19 protein-coding genes are annotated in these 18,815 nt (G+C 49.2%); 13 read left to right on the forward strand and 6 right to left on the reverse strand.

Translation table 11 applies throughout. From position 1 onward, the window contains the following. Nucleotides 1–354: 354 nt before the first annotated feature. The 3 genes from METBU_RS0115825 to METBU_RS0115835 all read left to right on the forward strand — a co-directional run bounded on the left by METBU_RS0115825 (nucleotide 355) and on the right by METBU_RS0115835 (nucleotide 2,378). Nucleotides 355–525 (forward strand): rubredoxin, encoded by a 171-nt coding sequence (locus METBU_RS0115825; RefSeq protein WP_014150370.1) that lies wholly within the window; start codon nucleotides 355–357, stop codon nucleotides 523–525. Between the two features lie 534 nt (nucleotides 526–1,059). Next, nucleotides 1,060–2,103, forward strand: coding sequence for an A/G-specific adenine glycosylase (mutY, locus tag METBU_RS0115830; RefSeq protein WP_017841561.1), 1,044 nt, complete (start codon nucleotides 1,060–1,062; stop codon nucleotides 2,101–2,103). A gap of 2 nt (nucleotides 2,104–2,105) precedes the next feature. Then, the gene (locus tag METBU_RS0115835) at nucleotides 2,106–2,378 is read left to right on the forward strand and encodes an oxidative damage protection protein (RefSeq protein ID WP_014150368.1); all 273 of its coding nucleotides are present in this window, start codon (nucleotides 2,106–2,108) and stop codon (nucleotides 2,376–2,378) included. Between the two features lie 331 nt (nucleotides 2,379–2,709). On the opposite strand, the gene METBU_RS0115840 is transcribed toward METBU_RS0115835, so the two are convergent. The 3 genes from METBU_RS0115840 to trxA form a co-directional block, all read right to left on the reverse strand. Continuing rightward, complete coding sequence (locus METBU_RS0115840; protein ID WP_017841562.1) at nucleotides 2,710–3,300, reverse strand: NAD(P)H-dependent oxidoreductase; 591 nt, start codon at nucleotides 3,298–3,300, stop codon at nucleotides 2,710–2,712. 175 nt (nucleotides 3,301–3,475) lie between these two features. Continuing rightward, nucleotides 3,476–4,732, reverse strand: a complete 1,257-nt coding sequence (gene rho, locus METBU_RS0115845; protein ID WP_014150367.1) for a transcription termination factor Rho — start codon at nucleotides 4,730–4,732, stop codon at nucleotides 3,476–3,478. 184 nt (nucleotides 4,733–4,916) lie between these two features. Next, nucleotides 4,917–5,243: a thioredoxin TrxA gene (gene trxA, locus METBU_RS0115850; RefSeq protein WP_026130264.1), complete on the reverse strand. Its 327-nt coding sequence runs from the start codon at nucleotides 5,241–5,243 to the stop codon at nucleotides 4,917–4,919. A 93-nt stretch (nucleotides 5,244–5,336) separates the two neighbouring features. Here trxA and METBU_RS0115855 point away from each other — a divergent pair, with 93 nt between their 5' ends. Next, nucleotides 5,337–6,653: a DEAD/DEAH box helicase gene (locus METBU_RS0115855; protein WP_017841564.1), complete on the forward strand. Its 1,317-nt coding sequence runs from the start codon at nucleotides 5,337–5,339 to the stop codon at nucleotides 6,651–6,653. On the opposite strand, the gene yrfG is transcribed toward METBU_RS0115855, so the two are convergent. Continuing rightward, on the reverse strand, nucleotides 6,616–7,272 hold the full coding sequence (gene yrfG / locus METBU_RS0115860; protein ID WP_017841565.1) for a GMP/IMP nucleotidase: 657 nt from the start codon (nucleotides 7,270–7,272) through the stop codon (nucleotides 6,616–6,618). The two genes, METBU_RS0115855 and yrfG, sit on opposite strands and share 38 nt — an antisense overlap. A gap of 48 nt (nucleotides 7,273–7,320) precedes the next feature. Here yrfG and nudE point away from each other — a divergent pair, with 48 nt between their 5' ends. From nudE to dhaL, 3 genes are all read left to right on the forward strand, one after another. After that, complete coding sequence (nudE, locus tag METBU_RS0115865; RefSeq protein ID WP_017841566.1) at nucleotides 7,321–7,869, forward strand: ADP compounds hydrolase NudE; 549 nt, start codon at nucleotides 7,321–7,323, stop codon at nucleotides 7,867–7,869. A gap of 970 nt (nucleotides 7,870–8,839) precedes the next feature. Continuing rightward, nucleotides 8,840–9,253, forward strand: a complete 414-nt coding sequence (locus tag METBU_RS0115870; protein ID WP_138767255.1) for a hypothetical protein — start codon at nucleotides 8,840–8,842, stop codon at nucleotides 9,251–9,253. A 74-nt stretch (nucleotides 9,254–9,327) separates the two neighbouring features. Continuing rightward, nucleotides 9,328–9,957, forward strand: coding sequence for a dihydroxyacetone kinase subunit DhaL (dhaL, locus tag METBU_RS0115875; RefSeq protein ID WP_017841568.1), 630 nt, complete (start codon nucleotides 9,328–9,330; stop codon nucleotides 9,955–9,957). Between the two features lie 79 nt (nucleotides 9,958–10,036). Here the strand turns inward: dhaL and dhaK are convergent, their stop codons facing one another. Both dhaK and METBU_RS0115885 read right to left on the reverse strand, forming a co-directional pair. Beyond that, nucleotides 10,037–11,026, reverse strand: a complete 990-nt coding sequence (dhaK, locus tag METBU_RS0115880; RefSeq protein ID WP_017841569.1) for a dihydroxyacetone kinase subunit DhaK — start codon at nucleotides 11,024–11,026, stop codon at nucleotides 10,037–10,039. Between the two features lie 83 nt (nucleotides 11,027–11,109). After that, nucleotides 11,110–11,928, reverse strand: coding sequence for an HAD-IIA family hydrolase (locus METBU_RS0115885; protein ID WP_017841570.1), 819 nt, complete (start codon nucleotides 11,926–11,928; stop codon nucleotides 11,110–11,112). A 355-nt stretch (nucleotides 11,929–12,283) separates the two neighbouring features. Between METBU_RS0115885 and hxlA (METBU_RS0115890) the strand changes: the two genes are divergently transcribed. From hxlA (METBU_RS0115890) to hxlB (METBU_RS0115915), 6 genes are all read left to right on the forward strand, one after another. After that, nucleotides 12,284–12,931 (forward strand): 3-hexulose-6-phosphate synthase, encoded by a 648-nt coding sequence (gene hxlA, locus METBU_RS0115890; protein WP_017841571.1) that lies wholly within the window; start codon nucleotides 12,284–12,286, stop codon nucleotides 12,929–12,931. Between the two features lie 3 nt (nucleotides 12,932–12,934). Next, nucleotides 12,935–13,468 carry a 6-phospho-3-hexuloisomerase gene (gene hxlB / locus METBU_RS0115895; protein WP_017841572.1) on the forward strand — a complete coding sequence of 178 codons (534 nt, stop codon included), beginning with the start codon at nucleotides 12,935–12,937 and terminating at the stop codon, nucleotides 13,466–13,468. A gap of 171 nt (nucleotides 13,469–13,639) precedes the next feature. Then, the gene (gene tkt / locus METBU_RS0115900; RefSeq protein ID WP_017841573.1) at nucleotides 13,640–15,652 is read left to right on the forward strand and encodes a transketolase; all 2,013 of its coding nucleotides are present in this window, start codon (nucleotides 13,640–13,642) and stop codon (nucleotides 15,650–15,652) included. A gap of 292 nt (nucleotides 15,653–15,944) precedes the next feature. After that, nucleotides 15,945–17,168, forward strand: coding sequence for a hypothetical protein (locus tag METBU_RS0115905; protein WP_208976563.1), 1,224 nt, complete (start codon nucleotides 15,945–15,947; stop codon nucleotides 17,166–17,168). 304 nt (nucleotides 17,169–17,472) lie between these two features. Then, the gene (hxlA, locus tag METBU_RS0115910) at nucleotides 17,473–18,120 is read left to right on the forward strand and encodes a 3-hexulose-6-phosphate synthase (RefSeq protein WP_017841571.1); all 648 of its coding nucleotides are present in this window, start codon (nucleotides 17,473–17,475) and stop codon (nucleotides 18,118–18,120) included. A gap of 3 nt (nucleotides 18,121–18,123) precedes the next feature. Beyond that, complete coding sequence (gene hxlB / locus METBU_RS0115915; protein WP_017841572.1) at nucleotides 18,124–18,657, forward strand: 6-phospho-3-hexuloisomerase; 534 nt, start codon at nucleotides 18,124–18,126, stop codon at nucleotides 18,655–18,657. Nucleotides 18,658–18,815 lie beyond the last annotated feature (158 nt).

Here is an 18,815-nt window from a genome sequence, read left to right on the forward strand (position 1 = left end):
GATAAGTTAAGCCGTCCATGGTTCGACAGGCTCACCACGAACGGCTTAACTTAATGGAATTGGGTGTTTAACTACCTGCTAGAACACTGCCATTAAGCTAAGGCAAACCCGTCATTCCGCCATGGATTAGCGGAATTCAGTGCCATGGATGGCAAGCTTTTGAGACACAGTAGAGCCTTAATGCAAGCATTACTTATTTCTGTGATGGCATAATAACTTAATGGCAGTGATCTGCTAGCCGGGTCTTACTCTTTGGAATAAGGGAAGGGTGACCGAATATAAACTTTCCAATACGTTTAAATCATAATCAATAGGGTTATTGAACCCCAACCATTGCTAAAGGAGACAACCACGATGTCCGAATATAGAAAATACCATTGTATGGAATGCGAACACATTTACGACGAAGCAAAAGGCGATCCGGACAGCGGCATTGCGCCCGGTACGCGCTGGGAAGATATTTCCGACGACTGGGTTTGCCCTATTTGCGGGGCACCGAAAAGTTTTTTCAAGTTGTTGGCATAACCTGCCTTAAATACGAGGGTTTCGGTTCAATGGCGATCTTTCCGGTGACCGAGCAGGATGCTTTTTACCGGGGGATAAAAAATCGTTAGTATACTCCTTTGCTTGTCAAATTTCGGTGCCGGGGTGCTCGTCAAAGGACGCCGTAAATACGTCCGCGTAGGCTCTATGATAGCATCCATGCTATCAAAGCCTTTGCCGAACACCCCGGCACCTCCATAGGCTAATGCCGAAATTTGAAGTGCGAAAGGTATATCGGTACTGTGAAAGTTCGTAGATATAGACTCTTTATCTAATTTTTTCGATATGCAAAAGCTCAGCAACGAAAATGCCGGTCCGAAGAGGGTGCGGTTGCTCGCCCGACAGGCGTCGGCGGCAGGGACAGCCGCCGTCGAGCCTACATGGATGTATTCACGGCGTCCTGTCGGGCGAGTGACCGCATCCTCAACTCCCCAAGAACTTTCATCATCCGGGGTAATTGCCAGGCCTTCATGAACGTTAGGTTATACTTCGCGGTTTTACTATTTCCTGATTCCAATGACTCCGAGCGAATTTCAAGACCGGCTGTTGGCGTGGTTCGACAAGCACGGACGCCATGACTTGCCCTGGCAGAACCCTGCGTCACCTTACAAAGTTTGGGTTTCCGAAGTCATGTTGCAGCAAACGCAAGTGGCAACCGTAATTCCTTATTTCAATGCATTCATCGCTCGCTTTCCCGATATTCAATCTCTCGCAGAGGCTTCGGTCGATACGGTTTTGCAGTATTGGGCAGGCCTTGGTTATTATGCTCGGGGACGCAACTTGCACAAATGCGCGCAAATCATTGCGGAGCGCGATTCGTTTCCTGATAGCTTGGACGAACTGCTCGATTTGCCCGGAATAGGCCGTTCGACCGCCGGCGCGATATTGAGCATCGCTTTCAAGAAAAGCCATCCGATACTGGATGGCAATGTCAAAAGAGTGCTGACCCGCTTCGCCGGCATTAGCGAATGGCCCGGCTCGACAGAAGCCAGTAAGACGCTCTGGAAGCTGAGCGCGTTGTATACGCCGGTCCATTGTGTCGAAGACTATACTCAGGCGATGATGGATCTAGGCGCCACGATTTGTACCCGGGGAAAGCCTAATTGTGCTGTTTGTCCGCTCGTTTCGGCTTGCAGGGCTCATATTGAAAATAAAACGGCGTCGATACCAGCTCCGAAACCGGCGCGTAAGCAACCGGTCAAGCAGGTTTATTTTTTATGCTTGACCACAAACGAGAACAGTATTTTGCTGGAACAAAGACCGGGTACCGGAATCTGGGGAGGCTTATGGAGCCTCCCGGAATTCGATACGATAGAATCGGCACGCTCGTGGTGTATGGCTCGTCATATAGACATCATTAATGAATACACCCAACCTAAAGTGCGTCATACCTTTTCGCATTATCATTTAGATTTTACGCCGCTGCACTTCCATACCAATAACCCTAATCATTTTGTGATGGAAGCAAACCGTATGCTCTGGTATAAACCTGAGCAATTTTCTTCACTTGCTTTGGCTGCGCCGATTAAGCGGCTGTTGCAACAAATTTATAAGGACTGACTATGACTAGAATCATTCGTTGTGCAAAATTAGGTATCGACGCCGAAGGCCTTGATGCGCCTCCGTTTCCGGGCCCTAAAGGACAGCAAATATTCGATACGATTTCAAAACAAGCTTGGCAGGATTGGCTTAGTTTACAAACCATGCTGATCAATGAGCATCGTTTGGCCAGTTTCGATCCTAAAGCTAAAAAATTTCTTGAGGAAGAACGGAATAAATTTTTATTCGGCGGTGGGGCTGAAATGCCCGAAGGATACGTGCCTCCAACAAAATAAATCGACAGCGTATATGTGTTGCAGTTCGTTGGTGTCTCGCAAAGCTGAAGCCAAAAGGGCTGCATCACATTTTGCCAAACCTGAGTTCGGTTTAGGAAACAGCCAATATCAGGCATCTCTTCCAGAAGAAGCCGTGAATACGTCCGTGTAGGCTTGACGGCGGAATCTGATTGCCATGGATGGCATGAATGCAGATTTTGCAGGAGCAAAAATCTGCCCTGCCGCCGACACCTGTCAATCGAGCCACCAAACCCCCTTCCAACAGTTGTCTAAGTTATTTCATGCTCGTTCCTAAGTCCGTTAAATCGGCGAGATTAAACGGATTCCGACTTTATCGACCTTCCTGTCCCAGCTTTTCGAGTCGGCGCAGCCACTTCCGCCTTTTATCGTGACCGATGGCTTCTACCATGCCAATCAGTGTGTCTTTGGCTGGACCGATACCGCAGAAACCCAGTATATTTCTCTCCAGGCTTTTCAAGCTATGAGCCAAATAAATGAAGCGGTATACGAAAGCCGGCATGCCCATGGTCACGACTATTCGCGCGCTTCTTCCTGAGAGGCATTTTTTCCATGGCTTGCCTTCTGCAGACTTGACAGCAGCGAATCCGGGTCTGAAAACTTGTTCGAGAAATGCTTTTAGATAGGCGGGCATGCTGCCGAGCCATAATGGGTAGATGATAACGAGATGCTCTGCCCATTGAATGATGTCCTGGGCTTGTTGAATCGAATCGCTTATGGCCCCTTGTTCGAATTCATGTTGTGTACGGAGAATCGGAAATTCGATTCGGGCAATGTCGATCGTTTTGATTTGATGCCCTTTAGAACGGGCTCCGTCGGCATAGGCGTTAGCAAGGGCTCGGCAAAATCGTTGCTCGTCCGGATCGGGATGTCCTTGAATGATCGCAATGCGTTTTGCCGTCATAACTTATTTTCAACTTAATCGGATTTCGACCGCACTTCTAAACTATGGAGTTTCGTCGCTTGATAAAAGAAAGGGCCTGTTCGACTTGCTAATGAGGGGTTAAATAGGAGCTAATCCATCAAGCGGTACCGCGATCCGTCATAAGCGTGTTATTTGTGTGCTATTGTTCGAAAAATTAACGCTTCATCGAATCGAAAAATTCGGAATTAGTCTTGAAGTCCTTGAGCTTGCCTAATAAGAACTCGGAAGCCGCCATTTCATCCATCGGTTGTAGGATTTTCCGCAATATCCAAGTCTTTTGCAGCTCTTCGGAGTCGACCAGGTATTCTTCGCGGCGTGTTCCGGAGCGATTGATATTGATCGCCGGATAAATTCGTTTTTCGGCCAATTTGCGGTCTAGGTGCAATTCCATGTTGCCGGTGCCTTTGAATTCCTCGTAAATCACATCGTCCATTCTCGAGCCGGTATCGATCAATGCGGTTGCAATGATCGTGAGACTCCCTCCTTCCTCGATATTTCTTGCGGCGCCAAAGAAGCGTTTGGGCTTTTCCAAGGCATTCGCGTCGACACCGCCGGTTAATACCTTGCCGGAAGAAGGCACAACAGTATTGAATGCGCGTGCTAATCGAGTGATCGAATCTAACAGAATGACTACATCGTGTTTATGCTCGACCAGTCTTCGCGCTTTTTCGATTACCATGTCGGCTACTTGCACATGTCGTGTTGCGGGTTCGTCGAAGGTGCTGGAAATAACCTCGCCGCGTACGCAACGTTCCATTTCGGTCACCTCTTCAGGGCGTTCGTCGATCAATAAGACGATCAGATAACATTCGGGATTTTTTTCGGCGATGGAATGGGCCAAGCTTTGCATGATCATCGTTTTACCGGCTTTCGGCGGCGAAACGATCAAGCCGCGTTGTCCCTTGCCGATCGGTGCGATCAGATCGATAATGCGGCCCGTCAAGTCCTCGCTGGTGCCATTACCTTTTTCTAAGGTGAAGCGTACGTTCGGAAACAGGGGGGTGAGGTTGGTAAAGAGAATCTTGTTTTTGGTATTTTCGGGCGCTTCGAAGTTAATGTTTTGAACTTTGAGCATCGCGAAGTAACGTTCCGATTCCTTCGGCGGGCGAATTTTGCCGCTGACCGTGTCGCCGGTGCGTAGGTTAAAGCGTCTTATTTGGCTGGGTGAAACGTAAATATCGTCGGGGCCTGCTAGATAAGAGCAACCGGGTGTGCGAAGAAAACCGAAACCGTCTTGTAAAATTTCCAATACGCCATCGCCGTATATATCCTCGCCGCTTTTGGCTTGTTTTTTTAAAATTGCGAAGATAAGGTCTTGTTTGCGTGTTCTGGCGACATTTTCGAGTCCCAATGACTCCGCAATATCAATAAGTTCGCTGACTTGTTTTAGTTTTAACTCGGTTAGATTCATAGATTAACGGGAACTCGAAGGAATGAAAAGCACGGCGAACGGCCGTAAAAACAAAGGGATGGTAAAATTTTTGGATTTTACCCACAGACGGGTAAGGAAGATGCCGAAAAAAGCAGCGCGATTATATATCAAAATAGTCGGGGCCGTCCAAATAATTTACGACAACCCCGAGTTCGCTGGAATATTAAATATTGTTATCGATGAAATCGGCCAATTGCGATTTAGTCAAGGCGCCAACTTTAGTTGCCTCGACTTCGCCGTCTTTAAACAGCATTAGTGTCGGTATGCCGCGCACGCCGTAATGCTGTGGCGTTTGTGGGTTTTCATCGATATTGAGTTTGACGACAGCTAGTCGACCGGCATATTCCTTGGCGATTTCATCCAGAACCGGTGCGATCATCCGACAAGGTCCGCACCATTCAGCCCAATAGTCAACTAGCACAGGACCGCCTGCTTTCAGTACGGTTTCGTTAAATTCACCATCAGTTACATGAAGGACTGACTCACTCACGCTATTCTCCAAAATTGCTAAAATTGTGACTATAGGAGTGCCGGCGTTATTTTGTCAATCACTTTCATCTTTTTTAAGTTATGCTATAGGACTATGAATACAACGCATCTTACTCAAACCCGATTCAGCAATTTGGAGTTATCCGATTCGATATTGCACGGACTGACCGAGGCCGGCTTTACGCATTGTACTCCAATACAGGATCGTTCGTTGCCTTTGTCATTAAGAGACAAGGATATCGCAGGGCAAGCTCAAACCGGAACCGGCAAAACAGCAACCTTTTTACTGGCTACCTTTCAGCGCTTAATCAACGACGAAAGTGAAAAGATCAAAAACCCCAGGGCGGTTATATTAGCACCTACCCGGGAGCTTGCCATTCAGATTCACAAAGATGCCTTGCAGCTGGGCAAATATTTGAACCTTAAGTTTGCGCTTATATACGGTGGGACCGACTATAAAAAACAAATGGATACCATCAAGTCCAATGTCGATATTATCATCGGCACACCGGGCCGTATTATCGACTTTTATCGGCAAGGGACTTTCACGCTGGATAACGTGCAGGTAATGGTGCTCGATGAAGCCGACCGGATGTTCGATCTAGGGTTCATTAAGGATATTCGATTCTTGTTAAGAAGGATGCCGCCGGCCGATAAGCGATTGAATATGCTGTTTTCGGCAACTTTATCCTACAAAGTGACCGAACTGGCTTACGAGCATATGAATCAGCCGGTACTTATCAAAATCGAAACGGAAGAAGTCACCTCCAAGGCCATTCGGCAAAGTGCGTTTTGTCCGTCCAACGAACAGAAAATACCGCTATTATTGGGCGTATTGAAAAAATATGCGCCGCAACGCAGCATTATTTTCGTCAACACCAAACGTTGTGCCGAACGACTTAACGACTATCTGAATGCCAATGGCTTCGTCACCGCTGTTTTGAGCGGCGATGTCCCTCAGGAAAAACGTCAGCGGTTATTGACTGATTTCCAGGAAAACAAAATTAGGCTCATGATCGCGACCGATGTCGCGGCGCGCGGGTTGCATATCGCCGACGTGTCGCATGTGATCAACTATGATTTACCTCAGGAAGTCGAGGATTACGTACACCGAATCGGCAGAACCGCGCGTTTCGGCGCCAGCGGCGAAGCGATCAGTTTTATTTGCGAAGAATACGCCTATTCGATGCCGGACATCGAAACTTATATCGGTCAAAAAGTTCCGATTCAATCGATAACGGCCGATTTGCTGGCTGAAGTGGTCAAGCCTGAGCGCAAGCCTCGGCCGGAGAGGCCCGCACGTAATAGTCAAAGTAAGTACCCGGAAAAGCCGAGAAAAAAGCCGGTGCCGCGAGATAAGTCTGCTCAAGCCGTTACAAGCCCTGCATCAGTTCCCGAAAATCCTCAATAGCAGGAAACTCGTCTATCAGTCTTTTCGAACGAGTGCTGTCCGGTTTACTGACCGATATCAAATAATTGATGCCGTATTGCCTGGCCGAATTCAAGACCGCCAGGCTGTCATCGACCAATAGCGTGCGTTGCTTGTCGAACGATTGATGGTTTTCCAGTAAACGCCAAAATCCCGGCTGTTCCTTCGGAAAGCCGAAATCATGCGAGCAGATAATAGCGTCGAAAAACGGCTGCAAACAGGTTTTTTCCATTTTCAGGTCCAAACTGCTTCTGTGCGCGTTGGTCACCAAAAAAAGATTTTTCGATGATTGTCTGACTTTTTCGAGAAATTCGGTGACATGCGGCAGGACGGCGATCAATCCTGCTATTTCGGCTTTAAGGCCGGCAATATCCAACTCCAAGACTTCGCTCCAATAATCCAGGCAATACCATTCCAACTTGCCTTCCATGCTTTTGAAGCGGGGTTCCAATTGATATTTGGCCGTTTCAACCGAGATGCCGGTTTTTTCGGCGAATTTCAACGGCACGAATTCCAGCCAGAAATGATTATCGAAATTCAAATCCAACAACGTGCCGTCCATGTCCAGTAAGACAGTATCAATTTTTTTCCAATCGATCATAAGAGTAGGTTATATTTGTCGGTCATCATATTAAAAATATAGCCAATAATGCGCGAAAAACCGACACTTCTCAATAAAACCGTGATCGCCGAAAGCCGGTTATTCCGTATCGAATCGCTCGACATCGAGTTTAGCAATGGCGAACAACGTAATTTCGAACGCCTGGCCCGAGGAAGGCCTGGAGGTGCGGTGTTAATTGTGCCGCTTTTGGATAAAGAAACGGTCTTATTGGTTCGTGAATATGCTGCCGGCGTTCATCGTTACGAGTTGGGTTTGCCTAAAGGTAAAACCGACGCCGGAGAAACTTTTATCGAAGCCGCAAACCGTGAACTCAAGGAGGAAGTCGGTTTTGGAGCTAGAACCCTTTTTCATTTGAGTTCTTTTTCAATCGCGCCCGCTTATCTCGAGCACATGACCGAGATTATTATTGCCAAGGATCTTTATGAGGAAAAGTTGCAGGGCGACGAACCCGAGGAACTCGAAGTCGTGCCCTGGAAAATAGACGATATTGGTGGGCTGATTGCAACCGGCGAGTGCACCGAAGCCCGATCGATTGCCGCGTTGTTTATGACATTGAATTATCTTAAGGGTTTGTAGTGGAGCAAAAACCAAGCTTTTTGATTCATTTATCATGAGATCCAAACAATACTCTTAACGATCATGAAGAAGCCGTCATCACCCCGGCAAATGAAAGTGCGAGGGGTGGTTAGGGTGCGGTCACTCGCCCGACAGGACGCCGTGAATACGTCCGTGTAGGCTTGACGGCGACTCCCTGCCGCCAACACCTGTCAGTCGAGCAACCGCACCCTCTTCGGAACAGGCATTGTTTTTCATATCGAAAAATTAGATTAAAGAGCCCAAATCTACGAACTATCACAGTAGCGTTCATGAAGGCCTAGCCATCGCCCCGGCAAATGAAAGTTCTCTGGTGGCGGAGGGTGCGGTCACTCGCCCGACAGGACGCCGTGAATACGTCCGTGTAGGCTTGACGGCGACTCCCTGCCGCCAACACCTGTCAGTCGAGCAACCGCACCCTCTTCGGAACAGGCATTGTTTTTCATATCGAAAAATTAGATTAAAGAGCCCAAATCTACGAGCTATCACAGTAACGTTCATGAAGGCCTAGCCATCGCCCCGGCAAATGAAAGTTCTCTGGTGGCGGAGGGTGCGGTCACTCGCCCGACAGGACGCCGTGAATACGTCCATGTAGGCTCGACGGCGGCTCCCTGCCGCCGACGCCTGTCGATCGAGCAACCGCACCCTCTCTGGAACCGGTATTGCCAGCACAGAGCTTTGTATATCGAAAAATTAGATAAAGTGTCCAAATCTACGAACTTTCACAGTAAGGGTTTGGCATCAAATAGATACTTCCCGAAACAATGATCCTTAAAGCGGGCTTTTTTTACTAGAAAAGGATATCGATGCAAGTTTATTGAAAGCTACTGTTGATATCTTCACTTATAAAAGGAATTTCCCAAGTTTACCAATTATCCTTTTCTGTCTGGTCGCAAGGCTTTTGGCGGTTTTGGCCGAAGTCCATTACGTTCAATCAGGAGTTAAAATCGATATGAAAACATTCAGCACAATCAACTTGTTGATCTTTTTTTCTATTATGTTGTTGAGCGTTAAAATGCCGTTGGAATTGATCCATGCGGTGGTATGGGTCGTTAAACACATCTATGTTTTCGTGGAATTTATGTTGGATGAAATCATCTCATTGACATTTGATACCGATCCAAGAACCACCGAGATTATCGTGTTTTATTTGATGTTGGGCATTGGCGCAATCATGGCGTTGGTCATTTTTAACTATATCGTCGATTTGTGGCGCCAGGCCAAAGAAACCGTTCCTGCTTGGTGCTTCGAGCAAAAAGCTCAATTGCAAAATACTTGGCAAACATCGCCAATGATTAAAAAATCGAAAGTGGTATGCAGTATCGCTTTGGGCGGTTCATTTGCGGTAATGTTGACATTGAGTTGATTTAACCAGTACTGGACAGATCGGCGTGTTGAAGGCTATGCTCGAGCCTTCAACACTTTGTCAAGGAGTTCGCCATGTCCTTATTTCCTAAATTATTTCCGGCAATGATTGATGCCGTGGATGCCATCATCAAGCAAAATTCAGAATCAGTTACCGAATTGGATCAAGCGATTGGCGACGGCGATCATGTCACGAATTTACAACGCGGTATTAAGGCCTTAAAAGCAAAAGAAGGGGAAATATCGGCTCTCGATTGGGCCGATGCTTTGCAGAACATCGGCATGGTATCGATGTCGGCGATCGGAGGTGCATCGGGGTCTCTTTACGGAACGCTATTCATCGCAATGAGCAAAGCGGCTAAGGGGCAAGAGTTGAGCGTTTCGACTTTCGCCGAAGCTTTCGCGCAAGGTGTCGAAGCGGTTAAGCGGAGAGGCAAGGCTGATGCCGGCGAGAAAACGATGCTCGATGTTTATATGCCGGTAGCCGATTGCCTGAAACAAGCGGAAGCAAATTCGACTGCATTGCCGGAAATTTTAAAGCAGGTATGTGCTACCGCTAATCAGGGTATGGAATCGACCCGCGACATGGTGGCGACAAAGGGCCGAGCATCGTTTTTGGGCGAACGCACGCGAGGGCATATCGACGCCGGAGCGAAAACCGCGCAACTAATGATTTGCGCGATTGTTTCAGTGTTGCCAAAGTAAGGGGCGAGCATGAAATAACTTAGACAACCGCCTCAATGCGTAATCTTTGTAGAAGTTATTTTGTGTCTATTCCTAACCTTTACATGCCCCAGCGTAACGCGGCGGTATGGACAGGCGCATCCCAAAGCTTCAATAGGTCCTCATCAAGCAAACTTAATGTGATGGAACAGCCGGCCATGTCGAGTGAAGTCGTGTAGTTGCCGACCAGTGAGCGCCGGATATCCACGCCGCGTTTTTGCCAAAACTGGGCCGCTAAATTATAAATCAAATGTAACTCGATGAGCGGTGTCGCTCCAAAACCGTTGATATGTAACAGTGCGGGTTGATTTTTTTTGGGTTTCAATTCCTCTTCAATCGCTGTCGACAGTTGTTCGACGATCTCCGTAGCGGATTTGATCGGTATCGTTTCGCGCCCTCTTTCGCCGTGAATACCGACGCCCATTTCAATTTCATCATCATTGAGGATAAAAGTCGGTTTGCCAAGCGCCGGCACGGTGCAGCTCGTCATTGCAACCCCCATCGACGCGGTTGCTTCGTTCACTCTTTCACCTATGGCTTTACAGGCAGCTAAGTCTTTGCCGTTTTCGGCGGCCGCGCCGACAACTTTTTCGACAATCAGTGTTCCGGCGACCCCCCTCCGTCCTGTGCTGTGGTTTTTCGGCAGGGAAACGTCATCGTTAACGAAAACAGTCGCATTCGAGCAATCGATCATTTCGGCGGCCATTTCGAAATTCATAACATCGCCCGCATAGTTTTTAACAATAAATAAAACACCGCCTCCGTTTTCGACGGCTTGCGCTGCAGCCATCATTTGATTCGGTGTTGGCGAAGTAAATATTTGCCCGGGGCATGCCGCATCGAGCATGCCGTGACCGACAAAGCCCGAATGCAAAGGTTCATGGCCGGAACCGCCGCCGGAAATGAGCGCGACTTTACCGGATTGTGTCGGTGCTTGGCGGCTGATGAAATGGGGTTCTTCATTGAAACGGACGATATCGGCATGAGCCATGGCAAAGCCGGACAAGCTTTCGTTAAGCAGAGTGTCGACGCTATTGATGAATTTTTTCATGTTCGGTACTCCTACGTAATAATTTGATAAAGGGTAGACCTTGGTACGATGCCTGGCAAATCGACTGACTGCCCATAGGATGATTAAGTTTTTTGCAAGGCCTGGGTAATCGCCCTGATGTCCGGCATGACCCAGGTAGGCTGGAAATCGGATAATTTTAAATCGTCTTCGGAAGACACGCCGGTCAGTACCATTAAACTGCGGATATCGGCGCGCACAGCGCCGAGGATATCGGTATCGAGCCGGTCGCCGATTGCAATCGTTTTGTTCATATCGGTACCAAGCAAGGCCATGGCTTGTTGGTACATGATCGGTTCCGGTTTGCCGATGGTAATCGGCTTAACACCGGTCGCGGCTTGTAAGGCCGCTAAAATGGCGCCATTGCCGATCGTCATGCCCTGCTCGGTCGGTAATGAAGTATCGGCATTGGTGCCGATGAATTTTGCGCCGGCATGGAGTGTGTAAGTCGCATTGGCCAATTTTTGCCAGGTGAGCGTTCGATCCAGTCCGCAGACCACGATGTTGGCATTTGCTTGAGTATTAACCGGATCGAAAGTGTCGGTTAAAGTAAATCCATGATCGAGAAGCGGCGCGCGTGCTCCCTCTTCGCCAATTACGAAAATGCGACTGGTGGTCGGGTCGACCTCCCGCGATAAATAAGAGGCGGTAGCCATCGCGGACGTCAGTATTTGTTCGGCGCTTATGAATACACCCATTCCGGCTAATTTTGAGACATATTGTTCAGCAGTAAGTGTTGCGTTGTTAGTCGCTAAAATGAAACGTAAATGCTTAGCGCGCAATGTCTCAAAAAAATCAATAAGCCCCGGAAGCGGTTGGGAGCCATGCCATAAAACGCCATCCATATCGACGATCAGCGCTTGAATATCGGAAAAAGGTATCATAATTTGTAGCTTTTTAGGTTAGGTTGATGAATGAAAAAGAAGGAGACCGAACGCTTGAAACCCTAAGGTACATTGAGGCGTTAGCAAAGAGCAAGTTTGATTCAAGTAATTGTTTCGTGCATAACTTTTAGCATCCGCTTGTAGTGTAGAGCTGGTGCTCTTTGATTCCGCGAAATTGACAACCGCTCGCATTCTGGTTAGAGTTCGTCGTTCAGGGTAAAAAATAGACTCGATTAAAGTCGATTTAGGTACCAATTTTCCGCTTTATAAAGGGAATTATGGTGGTGTAGGGCCTGATCGTTAATTATGATTTTTTCATTAAACAACAATAAACCGTAACTATCGGAGAAGAAACATGGCAAGACCATTAATACAAATGGCGTTGGACTCATTGGATTTCGAACAAACCGTTGCGCTTGCCGAGCAAGTAGCACCGTATGTAGATATTTTTGAGATTGGCACCCCATGCATCAAATACAACGGGGTTGGCTTAGTGAAAGAACTGAGACAACGTTTCCCGGACCAACTGTTGTTGGTTGATCTGAAAACGATGGATGCCGGCGAATACGAAGCGGCGCCGTTCTACGCAGCGGGCGCGGACATCTGCACCGTGTTGGGCGTATCGGGTCTGGCCACTATCGGTGGTGTAATCAAAGCGGCACGCGCGCACAATGCGGAAGTTCAAGTTGACCTGATCAACGTGCCTGACAAAGTTGAATGCGCACGCGAATCAGCGAAACTGGGCGCACAAATCGTCGGTGTACACACGGGCTTGGACGCACAAGCAGCGGGCCAAACGCCATTTGCCGATTTACAAGCGATTGCCGACCTAGGCCTGAACGTACGCGTATCGGTAGCCGGCGGTATCAAACAAGCGACCGTACAACAAGTGGTTGCCAGCGGCGCGAGCATCATCGTGGTCGGTGCGGCGATTTATGGCGCGCCATCCCCGGCAGAAGCAGCCCGTGAAATCCGTCAACTGGTTGATGCAGCGAGTGCATAAGTCATGCATCAGCAACTGATCATTGACAAAATATCCGGTATTCTAGCGGCGACCGACGACAGCTATGATCAAAAACTGACCGACCTACTCGACCAAGCGAAACGCGTGTTCGTATCGGGAGCGGGTCGGTCGGGCTTGATCGGTCGGTTTTTTGCGATGCGCTTAATGCATAGCGGCTACGATGTCAGCGTGGTTGGCGAAATCGTCACGCCGAGCATCAAGGCAGGCGACCTGTTAATCATCATCTCAGGCTCGGGCGAAACCGAACAATTGATCGCGTTCACCAAGAAAGCGAAAGAGATCGGCGCCAAAATCCTGTTGATCTCGGCGAAAAGCGATTCGACCATTGGTGATATGGCTGATGCAGTGTTCCAAGTTGGGACATCGGAGCTGTATGGCAAAGTGAAAGGCATGCCGATGGGCACCGTGTTCGAACTATCGACGCTGTTTTTCCTGGAAGCGATCATCTCACATATCATTCATGAGAAAGGCATTCCGGAAGAAGAAATGAGATCGCGGCACGCGAACCTGGAATGAGCCGAAGCGGAGCGATCCGCGCTGGAACAAACCGAAAGCCGAACCGAACGAGTGGCGACCCTGTCACTCGTTCCAACCGAATTCCAACACAACAAAAGAAGTGACCGAGCCGCAAGGCTTTACCAAAACGAGTCACCGTTGTAACTTACCGAATTGACAAAGGAGAAGAATATGCCTTCGCGCCGAGACTTAGCGAACGCCATACGCGCTTTGAGCATGGATGCCGTCCAAAAAGCCAACTCCGGACACCCGGGCGCACCGATGGGGATGGCGGATATCGCCGAGGTGTTGTGGAACGACTTCCTGCAGCATAACCCGACTAACCCGAGCTGGGCGAATCGAGACCGCTTTGTACTGTCCAACGGACACGGCTCGATGCTGCTGTACTCGTTACTGCATCTGACAGGCTACGGCCTGCCGATCGACGAACTGAAACAATTCCGTCAACTGCATTCGAAAACCCCGGGTCATCCGGAATACGGCTATGCGCCGGGCGTCGAAACGACGACCGGACCGTTAGGTCAAGGCATCACCAATGCCGTGGGTTTCGCGATAGCCGAACGCGCGCTGGCGGGCCAATTCAACCGCCCCGGCCACGAAATCGTCGACCACTACACCTACGCCTTCCTGGGCGACGGCTGCTTAATGGAAGGCATCTCGCATGAAGCTTGCTCATTGGCAGGCTCGATGAAACTGGGCAAACTGATTGCCGTCTACGACGACAACAACATCTCGATCGACGGCGAAGTCCGCGGTCACGGCGACACGCCGGGCTGGTTCCTGGACGACACGCCGAAACGCTTCGAAGCCTATGGCTGGCACGTCATCCCGAAAGTAGACGGCCATAACCCTGAAGCCGTCAAAAAAGCCTTGGAAGAAGCGCGCAGCGTGACCGACCGGCCGACTTTGATCTGTTGCCAAACCATCATTGGCTGGGGCTCGCCGAACAAAGAAGGCAAAGAAGAATGTCACGGAGCGGCATTAGGCGAAGCCGAAATCGAGGCGACCCGCGAACGCATCGGCTGGCCGCATGCGCCATTCGAAATCCCTGCCGACATCTATGCGGGCTGGGACGCGAAACACAAAGGCGCGCGTCAAGAAGCGGAGTGGAACGACAAATTCGCGAAATACCAAGCAGCGCATCCGGAACTGGCGGCCGAATTCGAACGTCGCATGAGCGGACAACTGCCGAGCGACTGGGCGGAAAAATCGAACGCCTTCATTGCCGCGGTCGACGCGAAAGGCGAAACCATCGCCAGCCGCAAAGCCTCGCAAAACACCCTGAACGGATTCGGACCGTTACTGCCCGAACTGATGGGCGGCTCGGCGGACTTGGCGGGCTCGAACCTGACCCTGTGGTCGGGCTGCAAAGACGTCAATGCACCGGGACACGACGGCAACTACGTCTACTACGGCGTCCGTGAATTCGGCATGTCGGCGATCATGAACGGCATCACCCTGCATGGCGGCTTCAAACCGTACGGCGCGACCTTCCTGATGTTCTCCGAATATGCGCGTAACGCATTGCGGATGGCGGCGTTGATGAAAATCCCGACCATCTTCGTATACACGCACGACTCGATCGGCTTAGGCGAAGACGGACCGACCCACCAACCGGTTGAACAAACCGCGACCTTGCGGATGATTCCGAACATGCAAGTGTGGCGTCCGTGCGATGCCGTGGAATCTGCGGTGTCGTGGAAAGCGGCGATCGAACGAAACGACGGTCCGAGCTGCCTGATCTTCTCACGGCAAAACCTAGCGCACATCGCGCGGACGTCGGCACAAATCGAAGCGATCGGTAAAGGCGGCTACATCCTGAAAGACAGTGAAGGTCAGCCGGACGTAATCCTGATCGCAACGGGATCGGAAGTCGAATTAGCGGTGAAAGCGGCGGACGAGCTGAGCGGCAAAGGTAAAAAAGTTCGAGTCGTATCGATGCCGTCGACCAACGTATTCGATGCACAAGACGAAGCCTACCGTGAGTCGGTATTGCCGAAAGCCGTCACGAAGCGCGTGGTCGTTGAAGCGGGCGTGACCGACAGTTGGTGGAAATACGCAGGCTCAAACGGCTGCGTAATCGGACTGGATCGTTTTGGCGAATCGGCCCCGGCCGGCGCGCTGTTCAAAGAGTTCGGCTTCACCGTTGACAATGTCGTCAAACACGTCGAAGCTCTGCTTTGATTCATCTTTAGCTAGTACCAGCAGAGTCTGGATAACAAAATGGTTTGCGGCGCCATGAGGTTATTTAACCTCTCGGTAGCCGCGAACCGATTAGGCTTCGTCGGCGGGTTTTGCTGAACAGCTTCTTAAAAACAACGTATTGATGTGGTGTCCACAGATGAAAAATAATAATTGGCTGAATAGTTTATTAGGGATACTGCCGACCTTTTCTTCCGACGACTCGGTCGAGCTGAGTAGCGATGTTGTAGTGTCTGTCAGAAATTCCGAAGGCCCGACAGGAGTAGAGCGATATTTGAATAAAATCACTCCGGAAAAAACGGTTTCCGTAACGGGAGTTGCAAGATATCTTGAAAAATACGCTGTAAAACCGGAAGCTGATAAACCTCAAGAAATTGTTGTCGAGAAATTAGAGCCAGAGTCATTGCCGGAAGAAATCGAATCGGGAGTATCTCGATATTTAACGAAAATGAATGAGCGTGCCAAGGTTGAGCCGGCAGTTACCGGCGTGGCTAAGTACCAAATGAGGCACGAGATATTGGATAAACCCCGGGAAATTGTAACTGGGGTAGCCAAATACCTGACTAAACAAGGGTTTGAAGAAAAAAAAGTGCCGGTTAGAACCGGCGTCGAAAAATATGTTACTAAGCAAGATCTTTTGGAAAATGCCGAGGTACCGGCAACAGGAGTAGCCAAATATTTATTGCGTCAGCAAATTGAAGCGACTCATTTGCCGCAAACGACCAAAGTTTCTAAATATATGACGCAGCAAGAACAAGCTGCTCGTCAAATACCGGCACAGACTGGTGTAACAAAATACCTCACCAAACAAATAGAGTTAGCAAAAAAATCCGCTCAGTTAACCGGTGTTGAGAAGTTCATTGATGAACAGGAAAAAGCCGAACAAAAATTGGCGGCGGAAAAAATTGTCGCTAGATATATTGAAGAAGAAGCCCGAATAGCGGCGGAAAAAAAAGCAGCTGTAGCTACTGCGATCGAAACGGCAGAGGAGTCGATTGAAAGTAAATTAGCGGCTATCAACGAAATGGACGGAACTTTAGTCGATAAATATGTTGCTAGACGGACTATTTTAAATAGCCTTCAACCGCCGGTTACCGGCGTGGCAAAATATACGGCTAAAAAATTAGCCAGAGAACATGGCGAGCCGGTTAAAACCGGCGTTGCCAGATATCTAGTAAAACAATATTTGGCTTCGTTGAATGCGCCGAAAGTAACCAAGGTTGAAAAATATATAACAAAAAGAGAATTGTTAGCATTGAGAGCGCCGGCGACGACCGGTGTAGATAAATATCTGGCTAAATCTTTGTTATCTCGTAAAGAAACATTAAAAGTTTCCGGTGTGTCCAAGTATTTGAAAAAACACACATTGACTGATAATAAGGTGCGTAACATTACCGGTGTTGCAAGATATATGATCAAGCAAATCGTAGCGCCAACCGCCGCAGAGCCTGTTATCGAGCTGACCGGCGTCGAAAAATATTTAAGGAATGCCGGTTGATAGTTCCGAAAATAAATTGATTTCAAGCGATATACGGGTAGTCGGGTTAGCTCGATAGAGGCTAGCCCGACCCTCGAGGCCGAATAATCGGCTAAACTTCATCTCTAGCCGCAAGCCTAAGCTTGCAAACCCTAACAGCGTAAATGGAATTAGCTCATTCCAAGCATTTAAGCGCTGCTTCTCGCTTTTTCGAACCAAAGTCTCTAAAAGGTATTGGGCATTGACATTTCAGCCCTTTCTACTTTACAGTTACCTCCGCATAACGAATATGTAACAAAAAATAATAACCTATCGGAGAAGAAACATGGCAAGACCATTAATACAAATGGCGTTGGACTCATTGGATTTCGAACAAACCGTTGCGCTTGCCGAGCAAGTAGCACCGTATGTAGATATTTTTGAGATTGGCACCCCATGCATCAAATACAACGGGGTTGGCTTAGTGAAAGAACTGAGACAACGTTTCCCGGACCAACTGTTGTTGGTTGATCTGAAAACGATGGATGCCGGCGAATACGAAGCGGCGCCGTTCTACGCAGCGGGCGCGGACATCTGCACCGTGTTGGGCGTATCGGGTCTGGCCACTATCGGTGGTGTAATCAAAGCGGCACGCGCGCACAATGCGGAAGTTCAAGTTGACCTGATCAACGTGCCTGACAAAGTTGAATGCGCACGCGAATCAGCGAAACTGGGCGCACAAATCGTCGGTGTACACACGGGCTTGGACGCACAAGCAGCGGGCCAAACGCCATTTGCCGATTTACAAGCGATTGCCGACCTAGGCCTGAACGTACGCGTATCGGTAGCCGGCGGTATCAAACAAGCGACCGTACAACAAGTGGTTGCCAGCGGCGCGAGCATCATCGTGGTCGGTGCGGCGATTTATGGCGCGCCATCCCCGGCAGAAGCAGCCCGTGAAATCCGTCAACTGGTTGATGCAGCGAGTGCATAAGTCATGCATCAGCAACTGATCATTGACAAAATATCCGGTATTCTAGCGGCGACCGACGACAGCTATGATCAAAAACTGACCGACCTACTCGACCAAGCGAAACGCGTGTTCGTATCGGGAGCGGGTCGGTCGGGCTTGATCGGTCGGTTTTTTGCGATGCGCTTAATGCATAGCGGCTACGATGTCAGCGTGGTTGGCGAAATCGTCACGCCGAGCATCAAGGCAGGCGACCTGTTAATCATCATCTCAGGCTCGGGCGAAACCGAACAATTGATCGCGTTCACCAAGAAAGCGAAAGAGATCGGCGCCAAAATCCTGTTGATCTCGGCGAAAAGCGATTCGACCATTGGTGATATGGCTGATGCAGTGTTCCAAGTTGGGACATCGGAGCTGTATGGCAAAGTGAAAGGCATGCCGATGGGCACCGTGTTCGAACTATCGACGCTGTTTTTCCTGGAAGCGATCATCTCACATATCATTCATGAGAAAGGCATTCCGGAAGAAGAAATGAGATCGCGGCACGCGAACCTGGAATGAGCCGAAGCGGAGCGATCCGCGCTGGAACAAACCGAAAGCCGAACCGAACGAGTGGCGACCCTGTCACTCGTTCCAACCGAATTCCAACACAACAAAAGAAGTGACCGAGCCGCAAGGCTTTACCAAAACGAGTCACCGTTGTAACTTACCGAATTGAC

The organism is Methylotuvimicrobium buryatense 5G, from assembly GCF_000341735.1.
GTDB classification, from domain to species: domain Bacteria; phylum Pseudomonadota; class Gammaproteobacteria; order Methylococcales; family Methylomonadaceae; genus Methylotuvimicrobium; species Methylotuvimicrobium buryatense.

Coding starts and splice junctions, on each gene's coding strand:
- METBU_RS0115825 (WP_014150370.1), top strand. CDS start 355: ATGTCCGAATATAGAAAATACCATTGTATGGAATGCGAACACATTTAC.
- mutY (WP_017841561.1), top strand. CDS start 1,060: ATGACTCCGAGCGAATTTCAAGACCGGCTGTTGGCGTGGTTCGACAAG.
- METBU_RS0115835 (WP_014150368.1), top strand. CDS start 2,106: ATGACTAGAATCATTCGTTGTGCAAAATTAGGTATCGACGCCGAAGGC.
- METBU_RS0115840 (WP_017841562.1), bottom strand. CDS start 3,300: ATGACGGCAAAACGCATTGCGATCATTCAAGGACATCCCGATCCGGAC.
- rho (WP_014150367.1), bottom strand. CDS start 4,732: ATGAATCTAACCGAGTTAAAACTAAAACAAGTCAGCGAACTTATTGAT.
- METBU_RS0115855 (WP_017841564.1), top strand. CDS start 5,337: ATGAATACAACGCATCTTACTCAAACCCGATTCAGCAATTTGGAGTTA.
- yrfG (WP_017841565.1), bottom strand. CDS start 7,272: ATGATCGATTGGAAAAAAATTGATACTGTCTTACTGGACATGGACGGC.
- nudE (WP_017841566.1), top strand. CDS start 7,321: ATGCGCGAAAAACCGACACTTCTCAATAAAACCGTGATCGCCGAAAGC.
- METBU_RS0115870 (WP_138767255.1), top strand. CDS start 8,840: ATGAAAACATTCAGCACAATCAACTTGTTGATCTTTTTTTCTATTATG.
- dhaL (WP_017841568.1), top strand. CDS start 9,328: ATGTCCTTATTTCCTAAATTATTTCCGGCAATGATTGATGCCGTGGAT.
- dhaK (WP_017841569.1), bottom strand. CDS start 11,026: ATGAAAAAATTCATCAATAGCGTCGACACTCTGCTTAACGAAAGCTTG.
- METBU_RS0115885 (WP_017841570.1), bottom strand. CDS start 11,928: ATGATACCTTTTTCCGATATTCAAGCGCTGATCGTCGATATGGATGGC.
- hxlA (WP_017841571.1), top strand. CDS start 12,284: ATGGCAAGACCATTAATACAAATGGCGTTGGACTCATTGGATTTCGAA.
- hxlB (WP_017841572.1), top strand. CDS start 12,935: ATGCATCAGCAACTGATCATTGACAAAATATCCGGTATTCTAGCGGCG.
- tkt (WP_017841573.1), top strand. CDS start 13,640: ATGCCTTCGCGCCGAGACTTAGCGAACGCCATACGCGCTTTGAGCATG.
- hxlA (WP_017841571.1), top strand. CDS start 17,473: ATGGCAAGACCATTAATACAAATGGCGTTGGACTCATTGGATTTCGAA.
- hxlB (WP_017841572.1), top strand. CDS start 18,124: ATGCATCAGCAACTGATCATTGACAAAATATCCGGTATTCTAGCGGCG.